The organism is Ramlibacter pallidus (assembly GCF_015070875.1).
GTDB lineage: Bacteria > Pseudomonadota > Gammaproteobacteria > Burkholderiales > Burkholderiaceae_C > Ramlibacter > Ramlibacter pallidus.
The window spans coordinates 213,424-239,098 of sequence record NZ_JADDIV010000003.1; the positions used below are offsets into that span (position 1 = coordinate 213,424).

Here is a 25,675-nt window from a genome sequence, read left to right on the forward strand (position 1 = left end):
ACCGCCATCCTCTCCCCCGCGGGGAGAGGGTGAATGCCTGCCCGGGCTATAATCAGCGGCTTTCCCGCAAACCCCACGCCCGTAGCGCATCACAGCCTCTCCCCCGACAAAAGCAACATCGAGAGCTCGCTTTCGATCGCGTTCTGGGCGTGCCGTCACCATCCGGAGAACCCAGTGCTTTCGTCGCTTCAGGGAGCCTTCCCGCCCGCCATCCTGGCGCTCGCAGACGGCACGGTCTTTATCGGCAACTCGATCGGCGCCGCAGGCTCCACCACCGGCGAAGTCGTGTTCAACACGGCGCTCACCGGCTACCAGGAAATCCTGACCGACCCGAGCTACCGCCAGCAGATCGTCACGCTGACCTACCCCCACATCGGCAACTACGGGGTCAATGCCGAAGACGTCGAGGCGACGCAGGTCCATGCCGCCGGCCTGATCATCCGCGACCTGCCGCTAATCGCCTCCAGCTTCCGCGCCGACATGACGCTGCAGCAGTACCTGGAGCGCGAAAAGACGGTCGGCATCGCCAACATCGACACCCGCAAGCTCACCCGCATCCTGCGCAGCAAGGGGGCGCAGAACGGCTGCATCCTGGCGTTGCAGCCGGGGCAGGAGGCGACGCCGGCGATGGTCGACGAAGCCGTGGCCAAGGCGCGCGCCGTCGCTTCGATGGCGGGGCTCGACCTGGCCAAGGTCGTCTCGGTCACGCAGCCGTACGAATGGGACCAGACCGAGTGGCAGCTCGGCACCGGCTACGGCCACCTGGAGAACCCCAAGTACCACGTGGTCGCCTTCGACTACGGCGTGAAGAAGAACATCCTGCGCATGCTGGCCGAGCGCGGCTGCAAGGTCACCGTCGTGCCGGCGAAGACGCCCGCCGCCGAAGTGAGGAAGCTCCAGCCCGATGGGGTGTTCCTGTCCAACGGCCCCGGTGACCCTGAGCCCTGCGACTACGCGATCGAGGCGACCAAGGAGCTGATCGAGGCGGGCTACCCCACCTTCGGCATCTGCCTGGGCCACCAGATCATGGCGCTGGCCTCCGGCGCGAAGACCTACAAGATGCCCTTCGGCCACCACGGCGCGAACCATCCGGTGAAGGACCTCGACTCCGGCCGCGTGAGCATCACCAGCCAGAACCACGGCTTCGCGGTGGACGAAAAGACGCTGCCCGCCAACCTGCGCGCGACCCACGTGAGCCTGTTCGACGGCACGCTGCAAGGCCTGGCCCGCACCGACAAGCCCGCGTTCTGCTTCCAGGGACATCCCGAGGCCTCTCCCGGGCCCCACGACATTGGTTATCTGTTCGACCGCTTCACGGGTCTGATGGACGAGAAGAAGAAGTAATCATGCCGAAGCGTCAAGACATCAAATCGATCCTGATCATCGGCGCCGGCCCGATCATCATCGGCCAGGCGTGCGAGTTCGACTACTCCGGCGTGCAGGCCTGCAAGGCGCTGCGCGAGGAGGGCTACAAGGTCATCCTGATCAACTCCAACCCGGCGACGATCATGACGGACCCGGCCACCGCCGACGTCACCTACATCGAGCCGATCACCTGGCAGACGGTGGAGAAGATCATCGCCAAGGAACGGCCGGACGCGATCCTGCCGACCATGGGCGGCCAGACGGCGCTGAACTGCGCGCTGGACCTGTGGCGCAACGGCGTGCTGCACAAGTACAAGTGCGAGCTGATCGGCGCCACTCCCGAGGCCATCGACAAGGCCGAGGACCGGCTGAAGTTCAAGGACGCGATGACGCGCATCGGGCTGGGCTCGGCGCGCTCGGGCATCGCGCATTCGATGGACGAGGCCTGGGCGGTGCAGAAGACCGTCGGCTTCCCCACCGTGATCCGTCCCAGCTTCACCCTGGGCGGCACCGGCGGCGGCATCGCCTACAACTCCGAGGAGTTCGAGGTGATCTGCAAGCGCGGCCTGGAAGCCTCGCCCACCAACGAGCTGCTGATCGAGGAATCGCTGCTCGGATGGAAGGAGTACGAGATGGAGGTGGTCCGCGACAAGAAGGACAACTGCATCATCGTCTGCTCCATCGAGAACCTGGACCCGATGGGCGTGCACACCGGCGACTCGATCACGGTGGCGCCGGCCCAGACGCTGACCGACAAGGAATACCAGATCATGCGCGACGCCTCGCTGGCGGTGCTGCGCGAGATCGGCGTGGACACCGGCGGCTCGAACGTGCAGTTCTCGATCAACCCGAAGGACGGTCGCATGATCGTCATCGAGATGAACCCGCGCGTGTCGCGCTCCTCGGCGCTGGCTTCCAAGGCCACCGGCTTCCCGATCGCCAAGGTCGCGGCCAAGCTGGCCGTGGGCTACACGCTCGACGAGCTGCGCAACGAGATCACCGGCGGCGCGACGCCGGCGTCGTTCGAGCCCTCGATCGACTACGTCGTCACCAAGATCCCGCGCTTCGCCTTCGAGAAGTTCAAGGACGCCAACGACCGCCTGACCACGCAGATGAAGTCGGTGGGCGAGGTGATGGCGATGGGCCGCACGTTCCAGGAATCCTTCCAGAAGGCCCTGCGCGGCCTGGAAGTCGGCGTCGACGGCCTGAACCAGAAGACCACCGACCGCGAGGTGCTGGAAAAGGAGCTGGGCGAGCCCGGCCCCGAACGCATCTGGTACGTGGGCGACGCTTTCGGCATGGGCCTGAGCGTCGACGAGGTCTACGACCTGACCAAGATCGACAAGTGGTTCCTGGTGCAGATCGAGGAGATCGTGAAGATCGAACTCGAGCTGGACCAGGTGGCCGAGAAGCACGGCGCGAAGGCGCTGGAGCAGCTGGACGCCGCCACCATGCGCGCGCTCAAGCGCAAGGGTTTCAGCGACCGCCGCCTCGCCAAGCTGCTCAAGACCAGCGACAAGGCCGTGCGCGACCTGCGCAAGAAGCTGGGGGTGCGCCCGGTCTACAAGCGCGTGGACACCTGCGCCGCCGAGTTCGCGACCAATACCGCCTACATGTACTCGACCTACGAGGAAGAGTGCGAGGCCGAGCCGACGAACCGGAAGAAGATCATGGTTCTGGGCGGCGGGCCCAACCGGATCGGCCAGGGCATCGAGTTCGACTACTGCTGCGTGCACGCCGCGCTCGCCCTGCGCGAGGACGGCTACGAGACCATCATGGTCAACTGCAACCCCGAGACGGTCTCGACCGACTACGACACCTCCGACCGCCTGTACTTCGAGCCGCTGACGCTCGAGGACGTGCTGGAGATCGTCGACAAGGAAAAGCCCACCGGCGTGATCGTGCAGTACGGCGGCCAGACGCCGCTGAAGCTGGCGCTGGGCCTGGAGGCCGAGGGCGTGCCCATCATCGGCACGTCGCCGGACATGATCGACGCCGCGGAAGACCGCGAGCGCTTCCAGAAGCTGCTGCACGAACTGGGCCTGCGCCAGCCGCCCAACGCCACCGCGCGGACGGAAGCCGAGGCGCTGCAGAAGGCCGAGGCCCTGGGCTACCCGCTGGTGGTGCGCCCGAGCTACGTGCTGGGCGGCCGGGCGATGGAGATCGTGCACGAGCAGCGCGACCTCGAACGCTACATGCGCGAGGCCGTGAAGGTCTCCAACGACTCGCCGGTGCTGCTGGACCGCTTCCTGAACGACGCCGTCGAATGCGACGTCGACTGCATCGCCGACGGCACCGGCAACGTGTTCATCGGCGGCGTGATGGAGCACATCGAGCAGGCCGGCGTGCATTCGGGCGACTCCGCCTGCTCCCTGCCGCCGTATTCGCTGTCGAAGGCGACGGTCGACGAGCTCAAGCGCCAGACCGCCGCCATGGCCAAGGCGTTGAACGTGATCGGCCTGATGAACGTGCAGTTCGCCATCCAGGAAAAGGACGGCCAGGACGTCATCTTCGTGCTCGAAGTGAACCCGCGCGCCTCGCGCACCGTGCCCTACGTGTCCAAGGCCACCGGCATCCAGCTGGCCAAGGTCGCCGCGCGCTGCATGGTCGGCCAGACGCTGGAGAAGCAGGGCATCGGCCAGGAAGTGACGCCGCCTTACTTCAGCGTGAAGGAAGCGGTGTTCCCGTTCGTGAAGTTCCCGGGCGTGGACACCATCCTGGGGCCGGAGATGAAGTCCACCGGCGAGGTGATGGGCGTGGGCAAGACCTTCGGCGAAGCCTTCGTGAAGGCCCAGCTCGGCGCCGGCGAGCGCCTGCCGCGGCCGCTGGACGCCAACGGCAAGTCCACCGGCAAGGTGTTCCTGACCGTCAAGAACAGCGACAAGCCGCGCGCGGTGGAAGTCGCGCGCCAGCTGGCGGCGATGGGCTTCGCGATTGCCGCCACCAAGGGCACGGCCGCCGCCATCACCGCCGCCGGCATCGCCTGCGAGACGGTCAACAAGGTCACCGAAGGCCGCCCGCACGTGGTCGACATGATCAAGAACAACGAGATCGTGATGGTGATCAACACCGTGGAGGAGCGCCGCAACGCGATCGCCGATTCGCGGGCGATCCGCACCTCCTCGCTGCTGGCGCGCGTCACGACGTTCACGACCATCGCCGGGGCGGAGGCCGCGGTCGAAGGCATGCGCGCCATGGACAACCTGGACGTCATTTCGGTGCAGGAAATGCACGCCCAGCTGGCCTGAGGCCGGTTTTATAATCGGGGCAACCCACAACCGCCGGGCGGCAACGTTCGGCGGTTTGCTTTTTGCAGGAGACGCTTTCCCATGGCCACCATCCCCATCACCACCCGCGGCGCCGAGAAGCTCAAGGCCGAACTGCACCGCCTGAAGACGGTGGACCGCCCGGGCGTGATCCAGGCGATCGCCGAGGCCCGCGCGCAGGGCGACCTGTCCGAGAACGCCGAGTACGACGCCGCCAAGGACCGCCAGGGCTTCATCGAAGGCCGCATCCAGGAGATCGAGGGCAAGCTGGCGGCGGCGCAGATCATCGATCCGGCGAACGTCGACGCCGGTGGGCGGGTGGTCTTCGGCGCCACGGTCGAACTGGAAGAGGAAACCAGCGGCGAGAAGGTGAAGTACCAGATCGTCGGCGAGGACGAGGCCGACCTGAAGCAGGGCCTGATCAACGTTTCCAGCCCGATCGGCCGCGCGCTGATCGGCAAGGAAGAGGGCGACGTCGCGGTGGTGGAAGCGCCCGGCGGCACCAAGCGCTACGAAATCGTCGCCGTCCACTACATTTGACGTGGACTGGAAGGCCCGGCTCCCGCTGCTCGCCTCCGCCCTGTGGTGGGGGAGCCTGACGGCGACCGGCTTCCTGGCCGTTCCCTTGCTGTTCGCCCACGCGGATTCGCCCCGCATCGCCGGCAGCCTGGCCGCCCGGCTCTTCGAGGGGCAGTCGTGGCTCAGCCTGGCCTGCGCCGGCCTGCTGCTCCTGGGCGCGCGCCAGGACGGCACCCCGCGCATGGATTGGGCGCAGGGCGCGCTGGTCTACGTGCTGCTCGGCATGCTGGGCGCCTTCCTGCAGCAGTTCGCCGTGGCGCCGCGGATCGAGGCGCGCGAGAACCTGCAGCTGTGGCACAGCGCCGGCACGGCCCTCTATGCCGTGCAGTGGCTGTGCGCGCTGGTGGTGCTGTGGCGGGTGGGCGGGCTCAGTCGGTCCGCGTCTTCTTGACCGACTTCTGCTTGGGCTTGGACTTCTTGACCATGCCCCCCGTCGTCAGCCGCTGGTTGCCCAGCACCCGCACCCGCTTCACCTCGGGCCGCTGGCCACCGCGGCTGGAGTTCTTGACCACCTTGAACTCGCGCGGGCCCGGCTTGCGGTCCTCGTCCTCGGCCTTCACCTTCTTCGGCTTCGGCCGCCACAGGACCAGCAGTTTGCCGATGTGCTGGATCGGGGCCGCGCTCACCTTGTCGGCCAGCTCCTGGTACATGGCCTCGCGGGCCTCCCGGTCGTCGCCGAGGACGCGCACCTTGATCAGGCCGTGGGCGTTCAGGGCGGCGTCGGTTTCCTTGACGACGGCGGGCGTGAGGCCGTCGTTGCCGATCATCACCACGGGGTCGAGGTGATGGGCTTCGGCCCGATGCGCCTTGCGCTCGGCCACACTCAATTGGATTGCTGGCATCCCCGTATTATCGGTTGCCGGCGCACAGGAACATGAAAGTCAAGACGAAGAGCAAGAAGGTCAACAAGGCGTGGTTGAACGACCATGTCAACGACCCCTATGTGAAGCTTGCGCAGAAGGAGGGCTACCGCGCCCGCGCCGCGTACAAGCTCAAGGAGATCGACGAGGCGCTCGGGCTGATCAAGCCCGGCCACCTGGTGGTCGACCTCGGTTCCGCGCCCGGCGCCTGGAGCCAGTACGTGCGGCGCCGGCTGGCGCCGGAAGGCGCGGCCGCCGGGGTGCTGGAGGGGCAGATCTTCGCCCTCGACATCCTCCCCATGGAGCCGGTGGAAGGCGTCACCTTCATCCAGGGCGACTTCCGGGAGCCGGGGCCGGCCGCGGAACTGGGCGCCGCCCTGGGCGGCCGCAAGGTGGACGCCGTGGTTTCGGACATGGCGCCCAACCTGTCGGGCATCCCGTCCTCCGATGCCGCCCGGATCGAACACCTCGTGGAACTCGCCATCGAGTTCGCCCATGCCCACCTGAAGCCCGAGGGCGCGCTCGTCTGCAAAGTATTTCACGGCAGCGGCTACAGCCAGCTGGTGAAGCTGTTCAAGCAAGAATTCCGCATCGTGAAGCCGGTCAAACCCAAGGCTTCGCGCGACAAGTCGTCGGAAACCTTCCTGGTCGGCATCGGCCCCAAGCCCAGGGCGTGACAAAAGCCCCGCGGCGTGGGGGTTTGTCCGGCATCAAGGTGGCTCGTCCGCCTATGGAGCGCGTAGTAAATTTAGATCGTTCCACCCGTTGAAACCCATAGAATGGGCGGCACTTGTGCCCAGTAAGGGCCCTTCGTCCGTCCCGGAGATTCAGTTTGAACAATCAGTGGTTTTCCAAGATCGCCGTCTGGCTGGTGATCGCACTGGTGTTATTCACCGTCTTCAAGCAGTTCGACACCCGCGGCGCGGCCGGAGCCTCCGTCGTCGGCTACTCGGACTTCCTGGAGCAGGTGCGCAACAAGCAGATCAAGAACGCGGTCATCCAGGAGGGCCAGGGCGGCACCGAGATCGTGGCGATCACGACGGACGACCGCAAGGTGCGCACCACCGCCACCTACCTCGACCGCGGCCTGGTCGGTGACCTCATCACCAACGGCGTCAAGTTCGACGTCAAGCCGCGCGAAGAAGGCTCCCTGCTCATGACCCTGCTGGTTAGCTGGGGCCCGATGCTGCTGCTGATCGGGGTGTGGATCTACTTCATGCGCCAGATGCAGGGCGGCGGCAAGGGCGGCGCCTTCAGCTTCGGCAAGAGCAAGGCGCGCATGCTCGACGAGAGCAGCAACCAGATCACCTTCGCCGACGTCGCCGGTTGCGACGAGGCCAAGGAAGAGGTCAAGGAGGTCGTCGACTTCCTGAAGGACCCGCAGAAATTCCAGAAGCTCGGTGGCCGCATCCCGCGCGGCCTGCTGCTGGTCGGCCCCCCGGGCACCGGCAAGACGCTGCTGGCCAAGGGCATCGCCGGCGAAGCCAAGGTGCCGTTCTTCTCGATCTCCGGCTCCGACTTCGTCGAGATGTTCGTCGGTGTGGGCGCGGCCCGCGTGCGCGACATGTTCGAGAACGCGAAGAAGAACGCCCCCTGCATCATCTTCATCGACGAGATCGACGCGGTCGGCCGCCAGCGCGGCGCCGGCCTGGGCGGCGGCAACGACGAGCGCGAGCAGACCCTCAACCAGATGCTGGTCGAGATGGACGGCTTCGAGACCAACCTGGGCGTGATCGTGGTCGCCGCGACCAACCGCCCGGACATCCTCGACGCCGCGCTGCTGCGCCCCGGCCGCTTCGACCGCCAGGTCTACGTGACGCTGCCGGACATCCGCGGCCGCGAGCAGATCCTGAACGTGCACATGCGCAAGATCCCGATCGGGCAGGACGTCGCCCCCGCGATCATCGCGCGCGGCACGCCGGGCATGTCCGGCGCCGACCTGGCCAACCTGTGCAACGAAGCCGCCCTGATGGCCGCCCGCCGCAACGCGCGCGTGGTGGAGATGCAGGACTTCGAGAAGGCCAAGGACAAGATCATCATGGGCCCCGAGCGCAAGTCCATGGTCATGCCCGAGGAAGAGCGCCGCAACACCGCGTACCACGAGGCCGGCCACGCCATCATCGGCAAGCTGCTGCCCAAGTGCGACCCGGTGCACAAGGTCACCATCATCCCGCGCGGCCGCGCGCTGGGGGTGACGATGAGCCTGCCCGAGAAGGACCGCTACAGCTACGACCGCGAGTACATGCTGAACCAGATCAGCATGCTGTTCGGCGGCCGCATCGCGGAAGAGGTGTTCATGAACCAGATGACCACCGGCGCTTCCAACGACTTCGAGCGCGCGACCCACCTGGCGCGCGACATGGTCATGCGCTACGGCATGACCGACGCGCTGGGCCCGATGGTGTACGCGGAGAACGAGGGCGAAGTCTTCCTGGGCCGCTCGGTCACCAAGACCACCAGCATCTCCGAGCAGACCATGCAGAAGGTCGACGCCGAGGTGCGCCGCATCATCGACGAGCAGTACGCCCTGGCGCGCAAGCTCATCGAGGACAACAGCGACAAGATGCACCGCATGGCCAAGGCGCTGCTCGAGTGGGAGACCATCGACGCCGAGCAGATCGACGACATCATGGCCGGCAAGGAGCCGCGTCCGCCCAAGGACTTCACGCCCCGCACGCCGCCGGCTGGCGGCTCCGGCCCGGCCGTGGGTGCCGACCCGGCACCGAACGCCGCGTAAATCCCGCCGGAACCGTGCCGAAGGGGCCCTCGTGGCCCCTTCGCGCATTTCCGGCTGGCGCACAATCGCGACCATGCGCTGGCAGACCTCCCGCTTCACCCTGGACCTCGATCGTCCGCTGGTGATGGGCATCGTCAACGTCACGCCCGACTCCTTCTCGGACGGCGGGCATTTCGCCAGCACGCGGGCGGCGCTCGCGCATTGCGAGCAGCTGCTGCGCGAGGGTGCGGACATCCTCGACGTGGGCGGCGAGTCGACGCGCCCGGGCATCGCGCCGGTGTCGATGGAGGACGAGCTCGCGCGCGTGCTGCCGGTGGTGCGCGAGGCCGTGAAGCTGGGCGTGCCGGTCTCGGTGGACACCTACAAGGCGCAGGTCATGCGGCAGGTGCTGGACCTCGGCGCCGACATCGTCAACGACGTCTGCGCGCTGCGCCAGCCCGGCGCGCTGGACGTCGTCGCCGCGCATCCCGCCTGCGCCATCTGCCTGATGCACATGCACGGCGAACCGCGGACGATGCAGCGTGCGCCGATGGAGGGCGATGCGGTGCCGCAAGTGCTGGCGTTCCTGCGCGAGCGCAGCGCGGTGCTGCGGGAACGCGGCGTGGCGCAGGACCGCATCTGCTGGGACCCGGGCATCGGCTTCGGCAAGACGGTGGCACAGAACTTCGCCCTGCTGGCGCGCCAGCGGGAGTTGCTGGCCGACGGCCACGTGCTGCTGGCGGGCTGGTCGCGCAAGTCCTCGCTGGGGACGGTGACCGGCGCACCGGTGCACGAGCGCGTGCCGGCGAGCGTGGCCGCGGCCTTGCTGGCCGCGGACCGGGGGGCGCGCGTGGTGCGGGTGCACGACGTGCGGGAGACAGTGGCGGCGCTCAAGGTTTGGGGCGCCATGCAATCGGCGGCAGGGCCGCAGGAAAGATCGACATGAGCAGGACTTACTTCGGCACCGACGGCATCCGTGGCACGGTCGGCGAGCCGCCCATCACGCCCGACTTCGTGCTGCGCCTGGGGCACGCCGTGGGCCGCGTGCTCAAGCGCACCGAGGAGCGCCCGACGGTGCTGATTGGCAAGGACACGCGCATCTCCGGCTACATGCTGGAAAGCGCGCTGGAGTCAGGCTTCAATTCCGCCGGCGTCGACGTGGTGCTGCTCGGCCCGCTGCCGACGCCCGGCGTGGCGTACCTGACGCGCGCGCAGCGCGCCAGCCTCGGCGTGGTGATCAGCGCCAGCCACAACGCCTTTCCCGACAACGGCATCAAGTTCTTCAGCGCGCAGGGCACCAAGCTGCCGGACGCCTGGGAGCGCGAGGTCGAGGCCGCCCTCGAGGAGAAGCCGCAGTGGGCCGACTCCGCTTCGCTGGGCAAGGCCCGGCGCCTGGACGACGCGGCGGGGCGCTACATCGAGTTCTGCAAGAGCAGCTTCTCGCAGGAGCTGACGCTCAAGGGCATGAAGATCGCCGTCGACTCGGCGCACGGCGCGGCGTACCACATCGCGCCCAAGGTGTTCCACGAGCTGGGCGCGGAAGTGTTCTGCATCGGCTGCGCGCCCGATGGCCTGAACATCAACGACCACGTCGGCGCCACGCACCCCGAGGCGCTGGTCGCCGCGGTGCGGGCCAACCAGGCCGACTTCGGCATCGCGCTCGACGGCGACGCCGACCGCCTGCAGATGGTCGACGCGCAGGGCCGCCTGTACAACGGCGACGAGCTGCTGTACCTGATGGCGATGGACCGCGTCGCCCAGGGGCAGCGCGTGCCCGGTGCGGTGGGCACGCTCATGACCAACATGGCCGTCGAACTCGCGCTGAAGGCGCAGGACATCGAGTTCGTGCGGGCCAAGGTCGGCGACCGCTACGTGCTGGAGGAACTGGAAAAGCGCGGCTGGATCCTCGGCGGCGAGGGCTCGGGCCACCTGCTGTGCCTGGACAAGCACACCACCGGCGACGGCCTGATCAGCGCGCTGCAGGTGCTCAAGGCGTGCGCGCGCAGCGGCAAGACGCTGTCGCAACTGCTGGAGAAGGTGACGCTGTTCCCGCAGACGCTGATCAACGTGCGGCTGGCGCCCGGGCAGGACTGGAAGAAGAACACGAAGCTTTCGGCCGAATGCGAGCGGCTCGAAAAGGAGCTCGCGGGGGCCGGCCGCGTCCTGATCCGCGCCAGCGGCACCGAACCGCTGCTGCGACTGATGGTGGAGGCGAGCGAGGCGCAGGTCGCGCAACGCGGCGCCGAGCGCCTGGCCGAGGCGGTGCGCGCCGTATGACCGGCAGCGTGCTCGCGGTGCATCGCAGCAGCGGGCACGAATTCAGCAAGTACGCCGAAGAAGCGATCACCCTGGTCGAGGGCGTGGGCGTGGAAGGCGACGCGCATGCAGGCGCCACCGTGAAGCACCGTTCGCGCGTGAAACGCGATCCCTCGGCCCCCAACCTGCGGCAGGTCCACCTGCTGCACGCGGAACTGTTCGACGAGCTGGTGGAACGCGGCTTCACCGTGTTCCCCGGCGACCTCGGGGAGAACGTCACCACGCGCGGCGTCGACCTGCTGGCACTGCCCGCCGGCACCGTGCTGCGCCTGGGCGACGCAGCGGAGGTGGAACTGACCGGCCTGCGCAATCCCTGCAGCCAGATCGACCGCTTCCAGCCCGGGCTGGCGTCCGCCGTGCTCGATCGGGACGCCGCCGGCGCCCTGGTGCGCAAGGCGGGCGTCATGGCGGTGGTCCGGCGGGGCGGGGTGGTGCGGGCCGGGGACACCATCGTGGTGCAGTTGCCGCAGGGCCCGCGCCACAGCCTGGCGCCCGTCTAGCACCGTTCGGCGGCCGGCCGTCGCGAGCGGGCCACATAGGAAATCCATCACTGGGCAGGAGCGCGGCCGCAGGTCTACATTGATTTCATGGCCTCCGCCCCGCGTCGCACCCTCCGTTGCCTGCCCTGGCTGCTGGCGGGCGTCGCTGTCGCGGGCGGCGTGCAGGCGCAGGCGCTGTCCCCCAACTACGCGCTGACGGTGCCTTCGCTGCTGCTGGAGCCGGAGCTCGCCACCCATGAACCGCTGCTGGCCTGGGGCCCGGTGCGGCTGGCCGCGGCGGGTGCCACCTACGGCAACGGCCTCTCGCTGGAAGCCGGGCACCGCTGGTTCGCACGCGTAGGCGTGGGCCGCAGCCTGGACACCGACCTCCTGAGTGTCGGCGGCGGCTACCGCTTCGCCGGCGGCGGCGCGCTTTCGATGCACGTCACGCGCCAGCTCGGGCAGGAACGGCTCGGCCTGGCCGTGCGCTACGACCTCCAGGACGCCTACCTGCGGCTGGCGTACGAGTCGCCGATGCGTGCGCTGGGCGCGCCGGACAGCCTGCGCTTTTCCGCCGGCGTGCGCTTCTAGGCCGCCGCGGCCCGCGCCGGATGCGGCGCAGCGGCGCTGCATGGCACTTTCATGACAGCCGCATCGTCTAAGCTGCCGCGCTGTGCGAAGCAAGGTGCTGCCCGAACTCGAGGAGCTGGAGCGCGTGATCGCCCTCGGTGGCGCGCACCTGCGCAGCGAGGTCGCCTGCGACAGCGCAGGCCTGCCGGTGCACGCGGTCACGCTCGGCAACCCGGATCCCGCGGTCCCGGCCGTGGGCTATTTCGGCGGCGTGCACGGACTGGAGCGGATCGGCGCCCGCGTGGTGACCGCCTTCCTGCTCCATCTCGTCACGCGACTGGCTTGGGACGCATCGCTGCACCAGCTTCTGCGGCAGGTGCGCGTGCTGTTCATGCCGCTCGTGAATCCCGGCGGGATGCTGCGGGGGACGCGGTCCAACCCGAGGGGCGTCGACCTGATGCGCAATGCGCCGCTCGATGCGTTGGACGGCGCGCCCTGGCCGGTCGGCGGCCAGCGGCTGTCGCGACGCCTTCCGTGGTACCGCGGCCGCGCAGGGGAGGGCATGGAAGCGGAAAGCGCCGCGGTGTGCACCTGGGTCGAGCGGGAGCTGCAGGGCCGTCCCTTCAGCCTCGCGCTGGACTGCCATTCCGGGTTCGGCGTGCGGGACCGGCTCTGGTTCCCGTTCGCGCACCGCCGGGCGCCCATGCGCCACCTGGCCGAACTGCATGCGCTGCACGAGATCTTCGTCCGCAGCCACTCGCACCATCCGTACGTGGTGGAGCCGCAAAGCCGGCAGTACCTGGCGCATGGCGACCTCTGGGACCACCTGCTGCTGCGCTCGCAGGCCGGCGTGTTCCTGCCGCTCACGCTGGAGATGGGCTCCTGGCTCTGGGTGAAGAAGAACCCGCGCCAGCTGTTCTCGCGCGCCGGCATCTTCAACCCGCTGATCGCGCACCGCGAGCAGCGCGTGCTGCGCCGGCACCTGCCGCTGCTGGATTTCGCGTTGCGCGCCGCCGCGGGATATGCCTTGTGGCTGCCGGACGCGGAAGCACGCGCCACCCATCACCGCCGCGCGCTGGCGCTCTGGTATTCGGCGGTCGCATGACGACGTGGGTCCTGCTGCGCGGACTGGCGCGGGAAGCGCGGCACTGGGGAGCGTTCCGCGGGCTGCTCGCCGCCAGCGTGCCGGCGGGCGACGAGGTCGTGGCGGTGGACCTCGCGGGCAATGGCAGCCGCCGGCACCTGCGGACGCCGTCGACCTTGCACGGGATCGCGCAGGACGTGCGCCGGGCCGTGGCGGCCTCGCATCCGCCGCCGTACGTCCTGGTCGCCGTCTCGCTCGGCGGGATGGTGGCCACGGAATGGGCATTGCGCCATCCCGGGGAAGTGCAGGGATGCGTTCTCGTCAACAGCAGCCTGGGCCGCTTCTCGCCGCCGTGGCACCGCATGCGGCCGCGGGCCCTGCTGGAACTTGCCGCCTTGTCCCTCCTGCGCGATGCGCAGGCGCGCGAGCGCCGCGTCCTGCGCCTGACCAGCAACCTGCCGGTGGACGCCGACACGGCCGCCGCGTGGGCACGGTATGCACGGGAGTCGCCGGTGGCGCGCCTGAACGTATGGCGGCAGCTGTGGGCCGCGGCCGGCTACCGGCCGCCTCGCCGCCGTCCCGGTGTTCCACTGCTGCTGCTGGCGTCGACGCACGACCGGCTGGTGGACGTGCGTTGCTCGCGCGCCCTGGCGCAGGCCTGGGCCTGCCCCCTGCACGAGCATCCGCGTGCGGGCCACGACCTGCCGCTGGACGACCCGCGCTGGATCATCGCGCAGCTGCGCGACTGGCCCCCGCCTCGTACCAGCCCTGGCTGCGGTTCACCACCGCCACCACCGCCAGCATGAGGGGGACCTCGATCAGCACGCCCACCACGGTGGCGAGGGCAGCGCCGGACTGGAAGCCGAACAGGCTGATCGCCGTGGCGACCGCGAGTTCGAAGAAGTTGCTGGCACCGATCAGGGCCGAGGGGCCGGCCACGCAGTGCTGCACGCCCATGCGGCGATTCAGCCAGTAGGCCAGGCCCGAGTTCAGCACCACCTGCACGAGGATCGGCACGGCGAGCACGGCGATCACCAGCGGCTGGCGCAGGATCGCCTCGCCCTGGAAGGCGAACAGCAGGACGAGCGTGAGCAACAGCGCCGCGATGGAAAGCGGGCCCAGCCGTGCGACCACGCGCTCGAAGTGCTTCACGCCGCGCTTCAGCAACGCGCGGCGCCAGGCCTGCGCGATGAGCACCGGCACCACGATGTACAGCCCCACGGAGGCCAGCAGCGTGTCCCAGGGCACGGTGATCGACGACAGGCCCAGGAGCAGGGCCACGATGGGCGCGAACGCGACGACCATGATGGCGTCGTTCAGCGCCACCTGCGACAGCGTGAAGTACGGGTCGCCCCGGCACAGCTGGCTCCAGACGAACACCATCGCCGTGCAGGGCGCGGCCGCCAGCAGGATCAGGCCCGCGATGTAGCTGTCGATCTGTTCGGCGGGCAGCCACGGCGCGAAGACGTGGCGGATGAAGATCCAGCCCAGCAGCGCCATCGAGAAGGGCTTGACCGCCCAGTTGATGAAGAGCGTGACGCCGATGCCGCGAGCGTGCGCCTTCACCTGCCCGAGCGCCGCGAAGTCGATCTTCAACAGCATCGGGACGATCATCACCCAGATGAGGATGCCGACCGGGATGTTCACGCGCGCCACTTCCATCGCGGCCACGGCGCGCGCCAGCCCCGGCGCGAGTTGGCCGAGCAGGATGCCCGCGGCGATGCACAGCCCGACCCAGACGGACAGGTAGCGTTCGAAAAAGCCGATGCGCGGCGGCGGCGCCGCGTCCGCGGCGATGGTGGAGGCAGTCATGACCCGGCGATGGCTTCGAGCGCCTGCTGCAGCTGCGGGCGCTCCATGGTGGAGAGGGGCAGGGCAAGCAGCTGCAGCATGCGGTAGCCGAGCGCCTGGCGCGTGAGCTCGAAGGCACGCCGCCGGCCTTCCTCGCCGCCTTCGGCGTTGGAGGGATCGGGGTAACCCCAGTGGACCTTCACGGGCTGGCCGTTGCCGCCGAAGAAGACAGGGCAGGTCTCGGCCGCCGCGCTGTCGCACACGGTGATCACGATGGACAGTGGCGGCGCGTCGGACGTCGTGAACTCGTCCCAGCTCTTGCTGCGGAAGCCGTCGGCCGCGACGCCGGCGTTGCGCAGCGCTTCGAGCGCGAAGGGGTTGATGCGGCCGCCGGGCGCGCTGCCGGCGCTGTGCGCGCGCACGTCGCGGCCCAGGCGGGCCGCGAGGTGGTTCAGCATGCCCTCGGCGAGGACGCTGCGCGCGGAGTTGTGCGTGCAGAGGATGAGGACGTGGGTGGTCATGGACGGGCGATGGCACGCACCTGTTTCTGGACGGCGAGGCGGTCGAGGCTCTCGAGCGGAGAGGCGCAGGCAAGGCCTTTCAGCAGCAGGCGGAGCCGGCGTTCACCGGGATGCCCACGGGCTTGCCGCGCGGAGCGCAGCAGGCGGATGCGTCCGCGGCTTGCGGCGGGGCCGCCTTGCGCGATTCGCCGAACACCGGGATGTCGCCCAGGGTCTGGAAGTGCTCCCAGGCGATGCCCTGCGGATCGGTGACCCAGTGCTTGTCGCTCTTCGCATAGCAGCAGGTGGTGGCGCCCTCGTCGAGGACGGGCGCATCGGCCGCCTGCGCGCGTGCCTTCAGCTCCGCCAGTTCCTGTGGCGTATCGGCCTGGAAGCCGAGATGGTCGACGCCCGGTGCCGAGCCGCGCGTGCTGATGGCGAAGTTCAGGCGCGGGTTCTCCAGGTGCCACTTCGCGTAGTCGGTCTCGGTGCGCACCGGCGCCGCGCCGAACATGCGGGAGTAGAAGGCGATGCTCGCCTGGAGGTCTTCGACGTGGCCGTGGACGTGGAATCGCATGTCAGCTCCTTGGGGGGGTGGGATTCAGCAGCCGCAGGCGGCGGCCGGGTCGACGGCGCATGCGGCGCCTTCGCAGCAGTTCTCGGTGAGGTATCCGAGCAACGCGTTCATGCGATCGAAGGCGGCGCGGTAGATCAGGTTGCGGCTGGCCCGTTCCTGCGTCACCAGGCCCGCGTTGGCGAGTTCCTTGAGGTGGAAGGACAGCGAGCTGGCGGCGATGCCCAGCCCCTCCGCCATGGTGGAGGGCGTCATGCCGCGGGGCCCGGCGATGACGAGGGCGCGGAACACCTGCAGCCGCACGGGCTGGGCCAGCGCGGCGAGCGACTTGACGACGTCGGATTCGGTCATGTGCCGATGATACTGTATTTCGGGAAAAGTGGAATCGTCGTCCGCACGACGTCATGAAGCTGCCACGGAACTGCCATGCGGCGGTCATTGCGGGGCAGCAGACTCCTTCACATCCACGCAGGAGCCGTCATGAACGATCTGCCCCAGCCCACGCTGCCCTTCTCGCCGCAAGCCCTGCCCCGGGGGTCGCTTCACCGTCCTGAGACTGCTCCGGCGGCTGCGGCGCGCACTGGCGGCCTCGCCGTCACCTGGGCGCGCCACCTGGACGAAGTGAGGGAGGCGCAGCGGCTGCGCTTCCGCGTGTTCTCCGAAGAGATGGGCGCGCGGCTGGACACGGCGGTCGCCGGCCACGACGTGGACCTGTTCGACGAATACTGCGAGCACCTGCTGGTGCGCGACGAGGCCAGCGGCGAAGTGATCGGCACCTACCGGGTGCTCACTCCCGCGCAGGCGCGCCGCGTCGGCAGCTTCTACTCGGACGGCGAGTTCGACCTGTGGCGGCTGCGGCAGCTGCGCGAACGCATGGTGGAACTCGGGCGCAGCTGCGTCGACGCGCGGCATCGGCAGGGCGGGGTGATCCTGGCGCTGTGGGGCGCGCTCGGCAGCTTCATGCAGCGCAACGCCCTGGACACCATGATCGGCTGCGCCAGCATCCCGATGCTGCACAACGGCGTCGTCAGCGGCGACACCGCGGCCAGCGTCTGGCAGCAGCTGCGGCAGACGCACCTGGCGCCGATCGAGCACCAGGTCACGCCCCGCCTGCCGCTGCCGGTGGAGCAACTGGACGGCAGCCTGCCGGTGGAGCCGCCCGCGCTGATCAAGGGTTACCTGCGCCTGGGCGCCAAGGTGCTGGGCCCGCCGGCCTGGGACCCGGACTTCAACACGGCGGACCTGCCGATGCTGATGCGCATCCAGGACCTGGCGCCCCGGTACCGCAAGCACTTCCTGGGGACCTGACATGCGTGCCGCCTTCGACGCCTCGGGGTTCCTGGTCGACGCTTTCCGACCCTCCGCGGCGGACGAGGGCGATGACGCGCCGGGGGCCTTGCGCTACCGCGCCATCTTCATCTCCGACATCCACCTGGGGACGGCCGGCTGCCAGGCCGGGCCGCTGCTCGACTTCCTGAAGGCGCATCCCAGCGACACGCTCTACCTCGTCGGCGACATCGTCGACGGCTGGCAGCTGCGCAAGCGCTGGTACTGGCCGCAGTCGCACAACGACGTGGTGCAGAAGCTCCTGCGGCGGGCGCGCAAGGGCTGCCGCGTCGTCTATGTGCCGGGTAACCACGATGAGTTCGCCCGCCAGTTCGACGGCCACCATTTCGGCGGCATCGAGGTCCGCGAGGAGGCGGTGCACGTCACGGCCACCGGGCAGCGGCTGTGGGTCGTGCACGGCGACCGCTTCGACGGCGTCATCCAGTGCGCGAAGTGGCTGGCCTTCGTGGGCGATGCCATGTACGAGTGGACGCTGCGCATGAACCGGCACGTCAACCGCGCGCGGCAGTGGTTCGGGCTGCCGTACTGGTCGCTCTCCGCCTACCTGAAGCACAAGGTGAAGAAGGCGCTGAACTACGTGACCGACTTCGAACGCGCGGTGGCGCACGAGGCCCGGCGGCTCGGCCACGACGGCGTGGTCTGCGGCCACATCCATCGCGCCGAGATGCGCGAGATCGACGGCGTCCTCTACTGCAACGACGGCGACTGGGTCGAAAGCCGCACCGCGCTGGTCGAACACTTCGACGGCCGGCTGGAACTGGTGCTGTGGCAGCCCGCCGAATCCCAACCCGTGGGGCACCGCGCCCTGGTGGAGGCCGCATGAAGATCGCATTGGTCACCGACGCCTGGACGCCCCAGGTGAACGGCGTCGTCACGACGCTGCTGGAACTGGTGCGCCACCTGCGCGCGGGCGGGCACCAGGTGCAGGTGATCGACCCCGGGCAGTTCCCGACCCGTCCGTGCCCCGGCTACCCCGGCATCGACCTCGCGGTGTCGCCGGGCCGGCCGGTGGCCGACAAGCTGGATGCCTTCCAGCCGGATGCCATCCACATCGCGACCGAAGGACCGCTCGGCTGGGCCGCGCGGCGCTACTGCCTGCGCCGCGGCCTGGCCTTCACGACCGCCTTCCACACCAAGTTCCCCGAGATCGCGAACGCGGCCGTGAAGCTGCCGCTCGCCTGGGGCTATGCCTTGTTCCGCCACTTCCACGCGCCTTCGTCCGGCGTGATGGTGCCGACGCGCAGCGTGCTGGAAGGACTGCAGGCGCGCGGCTTCCGCAACCTGCGCGCCTGGACCCACGGCGTCGACACCGACCTGTTCGCGTTCCGGCCCGAACCCGGCACCTTCCCCGGCCTGGAGAACGCCTCGCGCCCGGTCGCGCTGTTCGTGGGCCGCGTCTCGTACGAGAAGAACATCTCCGCCTTCCTGGAGATGAACTTTCCCGGGACCAAGGTCGTGTGCGGCGTCGGGCCGGTGGAGGCGGCGCTCAAGCAGAAGTACCCGCACGTGCATTGGGTGGGCCTGCTGCCCCGGCCCGAACTCGCGAAGCTGTATGCGGCCGCCGACGTGTTCGTCTTTCCCAGCCGGGCCGACACTTTCGGCCTGGTCATGGTGGAGGCCATGTCCTGCGGGACGCCCGTGGCCGCCTATCCCGTCGACGGCCCCCTGACCGTGCTGGAGCAGCCCGACGAGGACGGCACCGGCCGCCTCGGCGGCGCCATGCACGAGGACCTGCGGCGCGCCACCGGCACCGCCTTGTCGGTGTCGCGCCACGACGCGCGCCTGCGGGCGCTGGACTTCAGCTGGGGCGAGGCGTCGGCGCTGTTCGCGAGCTTCCTCGTCCCCGCACGGCGGGCCGCGCCCAGCGGCGGGACGCCGGCGGCCGTCACGGGACTGTCATGAGGCCGTCATAACCGGGCTCGAAACTGCCACGAAACCGTCATCCATCCGCCGCCATGTGCGACGCCGCGCCCAAGCACGTTCCCTTCCTCGACCGCGACCATAGCATCCTGGCCTTCAATGAGCGGGTGCTCGACTGGGCGTTGCGGGACGACGTGCCGCTGCTCGAGCGGCTGCGGTTCCTGACCATCGTCTCCTCCAACCTCGACGAGTTCTTCGAGGTGCGCGCGGCCGACCACCTTTCCGCCGCCCAGGCCGGCGAGCTCAAGGGCCCGTACACCGTGCGCAGCTTCCAGAAGCTGGCGGCAGCCGCCCACGCACTGGTCGAGCGCCAGTACGCCGTCTACAACGAGCAGCTGATGCCGGCGTTCGCGCGCCACGGGATCGCGATCGTTTCGCACGGCGAGCGCGATGCGAAGCAGAAGGCCTGGGTGCACGACCACTTCGAGAAGCAGGTGCGGCCACTGCTGATCCCGGTCGGCCTCGACCCCGCGCACCCGTTCCCGCAGGTCGCCAACAAGTCGCTCAACTTCATCGTGCGGCTGTCCGGCAAGGATGCCTTCGGCCGCGAGAACGAGATCGCCATCGTCAAGGTGCCGCGCGTGCTGCCCCGGCTGATCCCCATGCCCGCCGCCGTGTCCGGCAAGCGCAGGCTGCTGGTGTCGCTGTCGAGCGTGATCCGCGCGCACCTGGACCTGCTGTTCCCGGGCCGCGAGGTCGGGCAGTTCTCGCAGTTCCGGCTGACGCGCCACTCCGACGTCGCGGTCGGCGAGGAAGAGGTGCGCAACCTGCGCACGGCGCTCCGGCTGGGCCTGCAGCAGAGGCACTACGGCCAGGCGGTGCGGCTGGAGGTTTCGGCCGGCTGCTCGGAACACCTCTCCGACTTCCTGCTGCGGCAGTTCGGCCTGCCGGAGGACGCGCTGTACCGCGTGCACGGTCCGGTGAACCTGGTGCGCCTGCAGCAGATGATCGACCTGGTCGACGCGCCGAAACTGCTCTTTCCCGTCCACACGCCGGGCTTCCCGCGCGGGCTGGTGCCCGGCCGGCCGATCTTCGAGCAGCTGAAGAAGCGCGACGTCCTGATCCACCAGCCGTACGAGAGTTTCGACGGCGTGCTGGCCTTCCTGCGCGAGGCGGTGAACGACCCGCAGGTGCTCGCGATCAAGCAGACCATCTACCGCACCGGCAACGACTCGCAGATGATGGAGCTGCTGCGGGAGGCCGTGCGCCTGGGCAAGGAAGTGACGGTCGTGGTGGAGCTCAAGGCCCGCTTCGACGAGGAAGCGAACATCAACTGGGCCGAGGCCCTGGAGAAGGTGGGGGCGCAGGTGGTCTACGGCGTCGTCGGCCTCAAGACGCACGCCAAGATGCTGCTGGTGACCCGGCGTGAAGGACAGAAGCTGGTGCGCTACGCCCACCTCTCGACCGGCAACTACAACCCGCGCTCCGCGCGGCTCTACACCGACCTGAGCCACCTCACCGCCGACCCGCAACTCACCGCCGACGTGGAGCAGGTGTTCGTGCACCTGGCCAGCCAAAGCCGGCTGCCGAAGCTTCACCAGGTCTGGATCGCGCCCTTCCACCTGCAGCGGCGGATGATGGAGATGGTGGATCTCGTCGGCGCCGCGGCCGCCGAGGGCCTGGACGGGCGCATCGTGCTCAAGATGAACGCGCTGACCGACGAGCCGCTGATGGAGGCGCTGGTGCGCGCCAACCGGCAGGGCGCGAAGATCGACCTGATCGTGCGCGGGGCCTGCATGCTGCCGGCCGGCGTGCCGGGGCTGTCGGAGAACATCCGCGTGCGCTCCGTCATCGGCCGGTTCCTGGAGCATTCGCGGGTCTTCTACTTCCGGGCCGGCAAGCAGGAACACCTTTACCTTTCCAGCGCCGACTGGATGAACCGCAACATGCTGCGCCGGGTCGAACTGGCCTGGCCGGTGACCGACCCGCAGCTGCGCCAGCGCATCGTCGACGAGTGCCTGCTGGCCTACCTGCACGACAACCGCGACGCCTGGGACCTGCAGCCGGACGGCAGCTACAAGCGCGTCAAGGGCGCCGAGGAGCCGCGCGGACATGGCGCGCAGGCCGCGCTGATGGACCGCTACGCCGCCCCGCCGGGCGAGGAGGAGCCGCCGACATGGACCTGATCTTCTGGCGCCACGCCGAAGCCGAGGACGAGCGCGAAGGCCTGTCCGACCTGGAACGCGCGCTCACGGCGCGCGGCGAGAAGCAGGCCGCAAGGGTCGCCGCCTGGCTGGACCGGCACCTGCCCGACGGGGCGCGCATCCAGAGCAGCCCCGCGGTGCGCTGCGAGCAGACCGTGAGCGCGCTGGGGCGCAAGTACAAGCTGCGGGACCAGCTGCAGCCGGGCGCGACGCCGGCCGACCTGCTGGAGGCCGCGCAGTGGCCGCATGCCAAGCAGGCGGTGATGGTCGTCGGCCACCAGCCGGCGCTGGGCCAGGCGCTCGCGCAGCTGCTGCGCATCGAAGGCGGCCACTGCGCGATCCGCAAGGGGGCGGTCTGGTGGCTGCGCACGCGCGAGCGCGACGGCCAGGAGCAGACGCTGCTCTGGGCGGTGGTGAACCCCGAGACGGTCTGAGCCGCGGCGTCGCGCGTCAGGCCTTGGCCGGGCGGCCGGTCTTGACCGCGGGGACGGCGCCGACGCTCGCCAGGAAGGCGGCATCGCCCATCGCTTCCAGGGCCTTCACGCCGGCGCGCAGCACTTCGCTCTTCTTGGTGGGACGGCCCAGGCGCGCGGCACGGTCCTTGAGCGCCTCGATCACGGCGTACTCCGCCTTCGGGATGGTGAAGCTGTCGCGCACCATCTTCGGCTTGCGCGGCTTCTCGGCTTTCTCCGCCTTCGGGGCCTTCGGTGCCTTTTCCGCCTTGGCCTTCACCTTCGCGGTGGCCGCCTTGGCCGTGGCCTTGGGCGCGGGGCCGGGCGGCACGGCGGTGGTGCTGCGCCTGGCGCGGCTGGGGGTGGTCTTGGAAGCGGTCTTCTTGGCGGTGGCCATCGGGTGAGTCCTCTCGATCTGGGAAACGATATAAACAGTTTATACCGTTTCGGCCCGCGGACTCAAGAGGCGGTCTTCAGGACAGGGCCAGGCTCCAGGGCGTCTTCTGCCAGGCGGTGGCTTCCTCGTGCAGCAGGTGCGCGGATTGCGGGAAGCGCCGCGCCCACGCGGCGGGCACGTGCAGCGTGAACACCGTTCCCGCCTGCTGCAGCCGCAGGCCGGACACGTCCGGATCGCGGCGCGCGTGGCACAGGATCACGGCCAGCCGCAGGCACAGCAGCTGCCGCACCAGCGGCAGGTCGCCGAAGTCCGCCTCCAGCTTGCGCAGCTTGCCGCGGTGCCCGAGCACCAGCAGGCCCAGCCGGTGCAGCTCGTGCTGCGCGAAGCCCGCCGCGTCGGCGTTCTCCAGGATGTAGGCGCCGTGCTTGTGATAGTCGCTGTGCGACACCAGCGTGCCGATCTCGTGCAGGCGGGCAGCCCAGCGCAGGTCGCGTTCATCGCGCTGCAGTTGCGCCCCCGGCTCGCCGGCGCGCAGCTGGCGCAGCAGCCTGCAGGCGAGGGTGCCCACGCGCTGCGCCTGCGTCTCGTCGGCGCCGAAGGTCGCGGCGAGCCGCTGCACCGTCGCCGTGCGCACGTCGGTGTCCGCATGTTCGCGGTCCAGCAGGTCATAGAGCGCGCCGTGCCGAAGCGCGCCCTGCGCCGCCTGCATGCGCTCGATGCCGAGCAGCTCGAACACGGCGCGCAGGACGCTGAGCCCGCCGCCGATGACCGGTCGCCGGTCTTCCTTCAGCCCCGCCAGCCGCACGCGGTCCGCGCTCTTCGCCTGCAGCAGTTCCTGCAGCAGCCAGTCCAGGCCCGCCCGCGTCACTTCGCCCGGTGGGTGGCCGCTCGCGGCCAGGATGTCGGCGACGGCGCCGATGGTGCCCGAGGATCCGTAGGCGACGTCCCAGCGATCGCGGGCGAACAGCGACAGGGCCTCGTCCAGCACGGCCTGCGCCGCGATCTCGGCTCGCTCGAAACCGGCGGCGGCGAAGGTGCCGTCAGGGAAATAGCGCATCGACCAGGCGACGCTGCCCACGCGGTAGCTCTCCATCGCCTCGGCGGTGTAGCGGGTGCCGACGATCAGTTCGGTGGACCGTCCGCCGATGTCGACCACCAGCCGGCGCTCCGGCGCGTCGGGCAGCAGGTGCGCCACGCCCTGGTAGATCAGGCGGGCTTCCTCGCGGCCGGAGATCACGTCGATGGGGAAGCCGAGGATGCGATCGGCCTCGGCGATGAACACGTCGCGGTTGCGCGCCTCGCGCAGGGTCTGCGTCGCGACCGCGCGCACGCGCGACGGCTCGAAACCGGCCAGGCGCTCCGCGAAGCGGGCCAGGCAGGCCCAGCCGCGCTCCATGGCTTCGGCCGAGAGGTTGCGGGCTTCGTCCAGGCCGTTGCCCTGGCGCACCGTCTCCTTCAGGTATTCGACGCGCTGGATCTGGCCGCCGGCGAGGCGGCCGATCTCGAGGCGGAAACTGTTGGAGCCGAGGTCGACCGCGGCGACGAGGGAACCGTTCTGCATGGGGACTTCGGGTGGCGGGCCAGCATAGCACCGGGCCGCGCGTCCATGGCGCGTTCGCTAGCCGACCACGCGGCCGTCGATGGTCAGCATGCTCTGCGTGACGAAGCCCGCGCTGCGGCGCGCCTCGTCGAAGCTCACGCGAAAGCCGCCGATGTCGACGTCGGCGCGCCGCTGGAAGGCGGCCAGGGCCGAGGCACGCGTCAGCGGCACGTCGATGGCGGCCAGCACTTCGAAGGCATAGCGCGCGGCGAGGAAGCCGGCGAGGCTCAGGGCCACGGGCGGTTCGTCGAAGAAGCGCGCGAGGCATTCGCGGTAGTGGCGCACCACGGGCAGCGGCGAAGCCGCGAGCGGCACCGGCTGCGCGGCCACCACGGGCGTGCTGCGGCCGGGCGCCATCTGCTGCACGGTCTGCAGGTTCACCTCGCCCAGTCCGATCACGTAGCGCTGCCGCGCCTGCCGGCCCAGGCCGCGGGTGAACTGGACCAGTTCCGGCGTGCCGCCCAGGAACAGCAGCAGCGCGGGCGTGTTCGCGCCGAGGCGCTGCCCCAGGGCATCGAGGTCGCCGTCGGCGCGGAAGGTGGAGAGCTTCAGCTTCAACGCGGCGGCACTGCGGGTGACGTCGCGCTGGTAGAGCTCGAGCTCCCGGGCCGATGCGAACACCGCGCCGACTTCCTGCACGCCCACCAAGGACAGGGCCTTCAGCGCGTGCGCGATCTGCTCCTGCCGTCCCGCGAAGATGGGGAAGGTGCGTTCGTCGATCTCCAGCCCCGAGTTCTGTAGCCACGGTGCCACGTGCGCCAGAGCCGGGGCGAGCTGCGGCAGCAGTCCGGCCACCTGCACCGCCACGGGGTCGCTGACGGTGCCGCAGAGGGCCACGCAGGCGGGGTTGTCGGCCAGCTGCTGCAGCGCCGCGCGCGTGCCCGCCGCGGTGCCGTCCACTTCCAGCGCGAAGTGCTGCACGGGGCGGCCGCGCAGGCCGCCCCGGCTGTTGACGTCCTGCCAGGCGGCGCGGCTGCCGACCAGGAAGTCCTTGGCCACGTCCTGTTCCGCCAAGGAGGTATCGAACAGCTGGCCGACGACGAGCGGACGCGCGGCGCCGCGGGGCGCCTGCGCCGCCACGGGGCCGGCGACGGCCGAGGCCAGGCCGAGGGCGAGCACGCCGCGGCGGCGCAGCGGCAGGGAAGACCAGCGCATGGTTTTTCTCGTGGTGTCCTGGCGGGTCCGCGTTCAGCGGCGCGGCGGCATCAGGACGCGGTCTACCTTGTGCACGACGCCGTTGGTGGCGGCGATGTCGGCCGTTTCCACCATCGCTTCCTCCACGGTGATGAACTCGCCGGCGCGGGACAGGGCGACGTTCGCGCCTTGGGCCGTCTTGGCGTTGCCCGGCTTCACGGCCGATGCATTCAGCTTCGCGGGCACCACGTGGTAGTTCAGGACTTCCTTCAGCTTCGCCGGGTCGGCGGAAAGCTCCTGCATCGTCTTGGCCGGCACCGCCTGGAACGCGGCGTTGGTGGGCGCGAACACGGTGTAGGGGCCGGCGGCCTTCAGGGTGTCGGCCAGGCCGGCGCGGGCGACGAGGGAGTTCAGCGTGCTCAGTTGCGGGTCGCGGGCGATCGTCTCGGCGACGCTGGCGGGGGCCTGCTGCTGCGTCGAGGCGCAGGCGGCGAGCAGGAGCAGGGCGGGGGCGAGGGCGAGCAGGCGGTTCATGGCAATCCTCCGGTTGTTGTCGATGGGCGCGGCGGAGCTTAGGCAGG

At 69.7% G+C, this 25,675-nt stretch carries 26 protein-coding genes; 17 read left to right on the forward strand and 9 right to left on the reverse strand.

What is annotated here, in order from left to right:
- Positions 1-174 precede the first annotated feature (174 nt).
- The 4 genes from carA to IM787_RS10160 all read left to right on the forward strand — a co-directional run bounded on the left by carA (position 175) and on the right by IM787_RS10160 (position 5,601).
- A complete protein-coding gene (gene carA / locus IM787_RS10145; protein WP_193676553.1) occupies positions 175-1,344 on the forward strand; it encodes a glutamine-hydrolyzing carbamoyl-phosphate synthase small subunit in 1,170 nt (389 codons plus the stop codon).
- A gap of 2 nt (positions 1,345-1,346) precedes the next feature.
- Entirely contained in the window at positions 1,347-4,613 is a 3,267-nt protein-coding gene (gene carB, locus IM787_RS10150; RefSeq protein WP_193676554.1) for a carbamoyl-phosphate synthase large subunit, read from the forward strand.
- Between the two features lie 81 nt (positions 4,614-4,694).
- Positions 4,695-5,171: a transcription elongation factor GreA gene (gene greA, locus IM787_RS10155; RefSeq protein ID WP_193676555.1), complete on the forward strand. Its 477-nt coding sequence runs from the start codon at positions 4,695-4,697 to the stop codon at positions 5,169-5,171.
- 1 nt (position 5,172) lies between these two features.
- Positions 5,173-5,601: a DUF4149 domain-containing protein gene (locus tag IM787_RS10160; RefSeq protein ID WP_193676556.1), complete on the forward strand. Its 429-nt coding sequence runs from the start codon at positions 5,173-5,175 to the stop codon at positions 5,599-5,601.
- Here IM787_RS10160 and IM787_RS10165 read toward each other — a convergent pair.
- Positions 5,579-6,052 carry a YhbY family RNA-binding protein gene (locus IM787_RS10165; protein WP_193676557.1) on the reverse strand — a complete coding sequence of 158 codons (474 nt, stop codon included), beginning with the start codon at positions 6,050-6,052 and terminating at the stop codon, positions 5,579-5,581. The genes IM787_RS10160 and IM787_RS10165 overlap by 23 nt on opposite strands.
- 32 nt (positions 6,053-6,084) lie before the next feature.
- Between IM787_RS10165 and IM787_RS10170 the strand changes: the two genes are divergently transcribed.
- The 8 genes from IM787_RS10170 (at position 6,085) to IM787_RS10205 (ending at position 14,041) form a co-directional block, all read left to right on the forward strand.
- Positions 6,085-6,747, forward strand: coding sequence for an RlmE family RNA methyltransferase (locus IM787_RS10170; RefSeq protein ID WP_193676558.1), 663 nt, complete (start codon positions 6,085-6,087; stop codon positions 6,745-6,747).
- A 155-nt stretch (positions 6,748-6,902) separates the two neighbouring features.
- Positions 6,903-8,807 carry an ATP-dependent zinc metalloprotease FtsH gene (ftsH, locus tag IM787_RS10175; RefSeq protein ID WP_193676559.1) on the forward strand — a complete coding sequence of 635 codons (1,905 nt, stop codon included), beginning with the start codon at positions 6,903-6,905 and terminating at the stop codon, positions 8,805-8,807.
- Positions 8,808-8,880: 73 nt separating this feature from the next.
- Positions 8,881-9,732 carry a dihydropteroate synthase gene (gene folP / locus IM787_RS10180; RefSeq protein WP_193676560.1) on the forward strand — a complete coding sequence of 284 codons (852 nt, stop codon included), beginning with the start codon at positions 8,881-8,883 and terminating at the stop codon, positions 9,730-9,732.
- Positions 9,729-11,063, forward strand: a complete 1,335-nt coding sequence (glmM, locus tag IM787_RS10185; RefSeq protein WP_193676561.1) for a phosphoglucosamine mutase — start codon at positions 9,729-9,731, stop codon at positions 11,061-11,063. The genes folP and glmM overlap by 4 nt, the downstream gene beginning before the upstream one ends.
- Positions 11,060-11,602 carry an MOSC domain-containing protein gene (locus IM787_RS10190; RefSeq protein WP_193676562.1) on the forward strand — a complete coding sequence of 181 codons (543 nt, stop codon included), beginning with the start codon at positions 11,060-11,062 and terminating at the stop codon, positions 11,600-11,602. The genes glmM and IM787_RS10190 overlap by 4 nt, the downstream gene beginning before the upstream one ends.
- A gap of 87 nt (positions 11,603-11,689) precedes the next feature.
- The gene (locus IM787_RS10195) at positions 11,690-12,172 is read left to right on the forward strand and encodes a hypothetical protein (protein ID WP_193676563.1); all 483 of its coding nucleotides are present in this window, start codon (positions 11,690-11,692) and stop codon (positions 12,170-12,172) included.
- 82 nt (positions 12,173-12,254) lie between these two features.
- On the forward strand, positions 12,255-13,256 hold the full coding sequence (locus IM787_RS10200; RefSeq protein ID WP_193676564.1) for a M14 family zinc carboxypeptidase: 1,002 nt from the start codon (positions 12,255-12,257) through the stop codon (positions 13,254-13,256).
- Positions 13,253-14,041, forward strand: coding sequence for an alpha/beta fold hydrolase (locus tag IM787_RS10205; protein ID WP_193676565.1), 789 nt, complete (start codon positions 13,253-13,255; stop codon positions 14,039-14,041). Before IM787_RS10200 ends, IM787_RS10205 begins: the two co-directional genes overlap by 4 nt.
- On the opposite strand, the gene arsB is transcribed toward IM787_RS10205, so the two are convergent.
- The 4 genes from arsB to IM787_RS10225 form a co-directional block, all read right to left on the reverse strand.
- Positions 13,962-15,047, reverse strand: a complete 1,086-nt coding sequence (gene arsB, locus IM787_RS10210) for an ACR3 family arsenite efflux transporter (RefSeq protein ID WP_193676566.1) — start codon at positions 15,045-15,047, stop codon at positions 13,962-13,964. The genes IM787_RS10205 and arsB overlap by 80 nt on opposite strands.
- Positions 15,044-15,547 (reverse strand): arsenate reductase ArsC, encoded by a 504-nt coding sequence (locus IM787_RS10215; RefSeq protein ID WP_193676567.1) that lies wholly within the window; start codon positions 15,545-15,547, stop codon positions 15,044-15,046. Before IM787_RS10215 ends, arsB begins: the two co-directional genes overlap by 4 nt.
- A gap of 79 nt (positions 15,548-15,626) precedes the next feature.
- Positions 15,627-16,103 carry an ArsI/CadI family heavy metal resistance metalloenzyme gene (locus IM787_RS10220; protein ID WP_193676568.1) on the reverse strand — a complete coding sequence of 159 codons (477 nt, stop codon included), beginning with the start codon at positions 16,101-16,103 and terminating at the stop codon, positions 15,627-15,629.
- Between the two features lie 24 nt (positions 16,104-16,127).
- Positions 16,128-16,451: an ArsR/SmtB family transcription factor gene (locus IM787_RS10225; RefSeq protein WP_193676569.1), complete on the reverse strand. Its 324-nt coding sequence runs from the start codon at positions 16,449-16,451 to the stop codon at positions 16,128-16,130.
- 129 nt (positions 16,452-16,580) lie between these two features.
- On the opposite strand from IM787_RS10225, the gene IM787_RS10230 reads away from it, so the two are divergent.
- Genes IM787_RS10230 through IM787_RS10250 form a run of 5 tightly spaced genes read left to right on the forward strand, consistent with a single transcriptional unit; the run spans position 16,581 to position 21,945 of the window.
- Entirely contained in the window at positions 16,581-17,408 is an 828-nt protein-coding gene (locus IM787_RS10230; RefSeq protein ID WP_193676570.1) for a GNAT family N-acetyltransferase, read from the forward strand.
- Between the two features lies 1 nt (position 17,409).
- Positions 17,410-18,270 (forward strand): UDP-2,3-diacylglucosamine diphosphatase, encoded by an 861-nt coding sequence (locus tag IM787_RS10235; RefSeq protein WP_193676571.1) that lies wholly within the window; start codon positions 17,410-17,412, stop codon positions 18,268-18,270.
- A complete protein-coding gene (locus IM787_RS10240) occupies positions 18,267-19,349 on the forward strand; it encodes a glycosyltransferase family 4 protein (RefSeq protein ID WP_193676572.1) in 1,083 nt (360 codons plus the stop codon). Before IM787_RS10235 ends, IM787_RS10240 begins: the two co-directional genes overlap by 4 nt.
- 53 nt (positions 19,350-19,402) lie before the next feature.
- On the forward strand, positions 19,403-21,493 hold the full coding sequence (gene ppk1, locus IM787_RS10245) for a polyphosphate kinase 1 (protein ID WP_193676573.1): 2,091 nt from the start codon (positions 19,403-19,405) through the stop codon (positions 21,491-21,493).
- Positions 21,484-21,945, forward strand: coding sequence for a SixA phosphatase family protein (locus IM787_RS10250; RefSeq protein WP_193676574.1), 462 nt, complete (start codon positions 21,484-21,486; stop codon positions 21,943-21,945). The genes ppk1 and IM787_RS10250 overlap by 10 nt, the downstream gene beginning before the upstream one ends.
- A gap of 16 nt (positions 21,946-21,961) precedes the next feature.
- Here IM787_RS10250 and IM787_RS10255 read toward each other — a convergent pair whose 3' ends face one another.
- From IM787_RS10255 to IM787_RS10270, 4 genes are all read right to left on the reverse strand, one after another.
- Positions 21,962-22,360: a hypothetical protein gene (locus IM787_RS10255; RefSeq protein WP_193676575.1), complete on the reverse strand. Its 399-nt coding sequence runs from the start codon at positions 22,358-22,360 to the stop codon at positions 21,962-21,964.
- Between the two features lie 76 nt (positions 22,361-22,436).
- Positions 22,437-23,921, reverse strand: a complete 1,485-nt coding sequence (gene ppx, locus IM787_RS10260; RefSeq protein WP_193676576.1) for an exopolyphosphatase — start codon at positions 23,919-23,921, stop codon at positions 22,437-22,439.
- Positions 23,922-23,978: 57 nt separating this feature from the next.
- Positions 23,979-25,115 (reverse strand): ABC transporter substrate-binding protein, encoded by a 1,137-nt coding sequence (locus tag IM787_RS10265; RefSeq protein ID WP_193676577.1) that lies wholly within the window; start codon positions 25,113-25,115, stop codon positions 23,979-23,981.
- A gap of 33 nt (positions 25,116-25,148) precedes the next feature.
- Positions 25,149-25,628: a fasciclin domain-containing protein gene (locus tag IM787_RS10270; RefSeq protein ID WP_193676578.1), complete on the reverse strand. Its 480-nt coding sequence runs from the start codon at positions 25,626-25,628 to the stop codon at positions 25,149-25,151.
- Positions 25,629-25,675 lie beyond the last annotated feature (47 nt).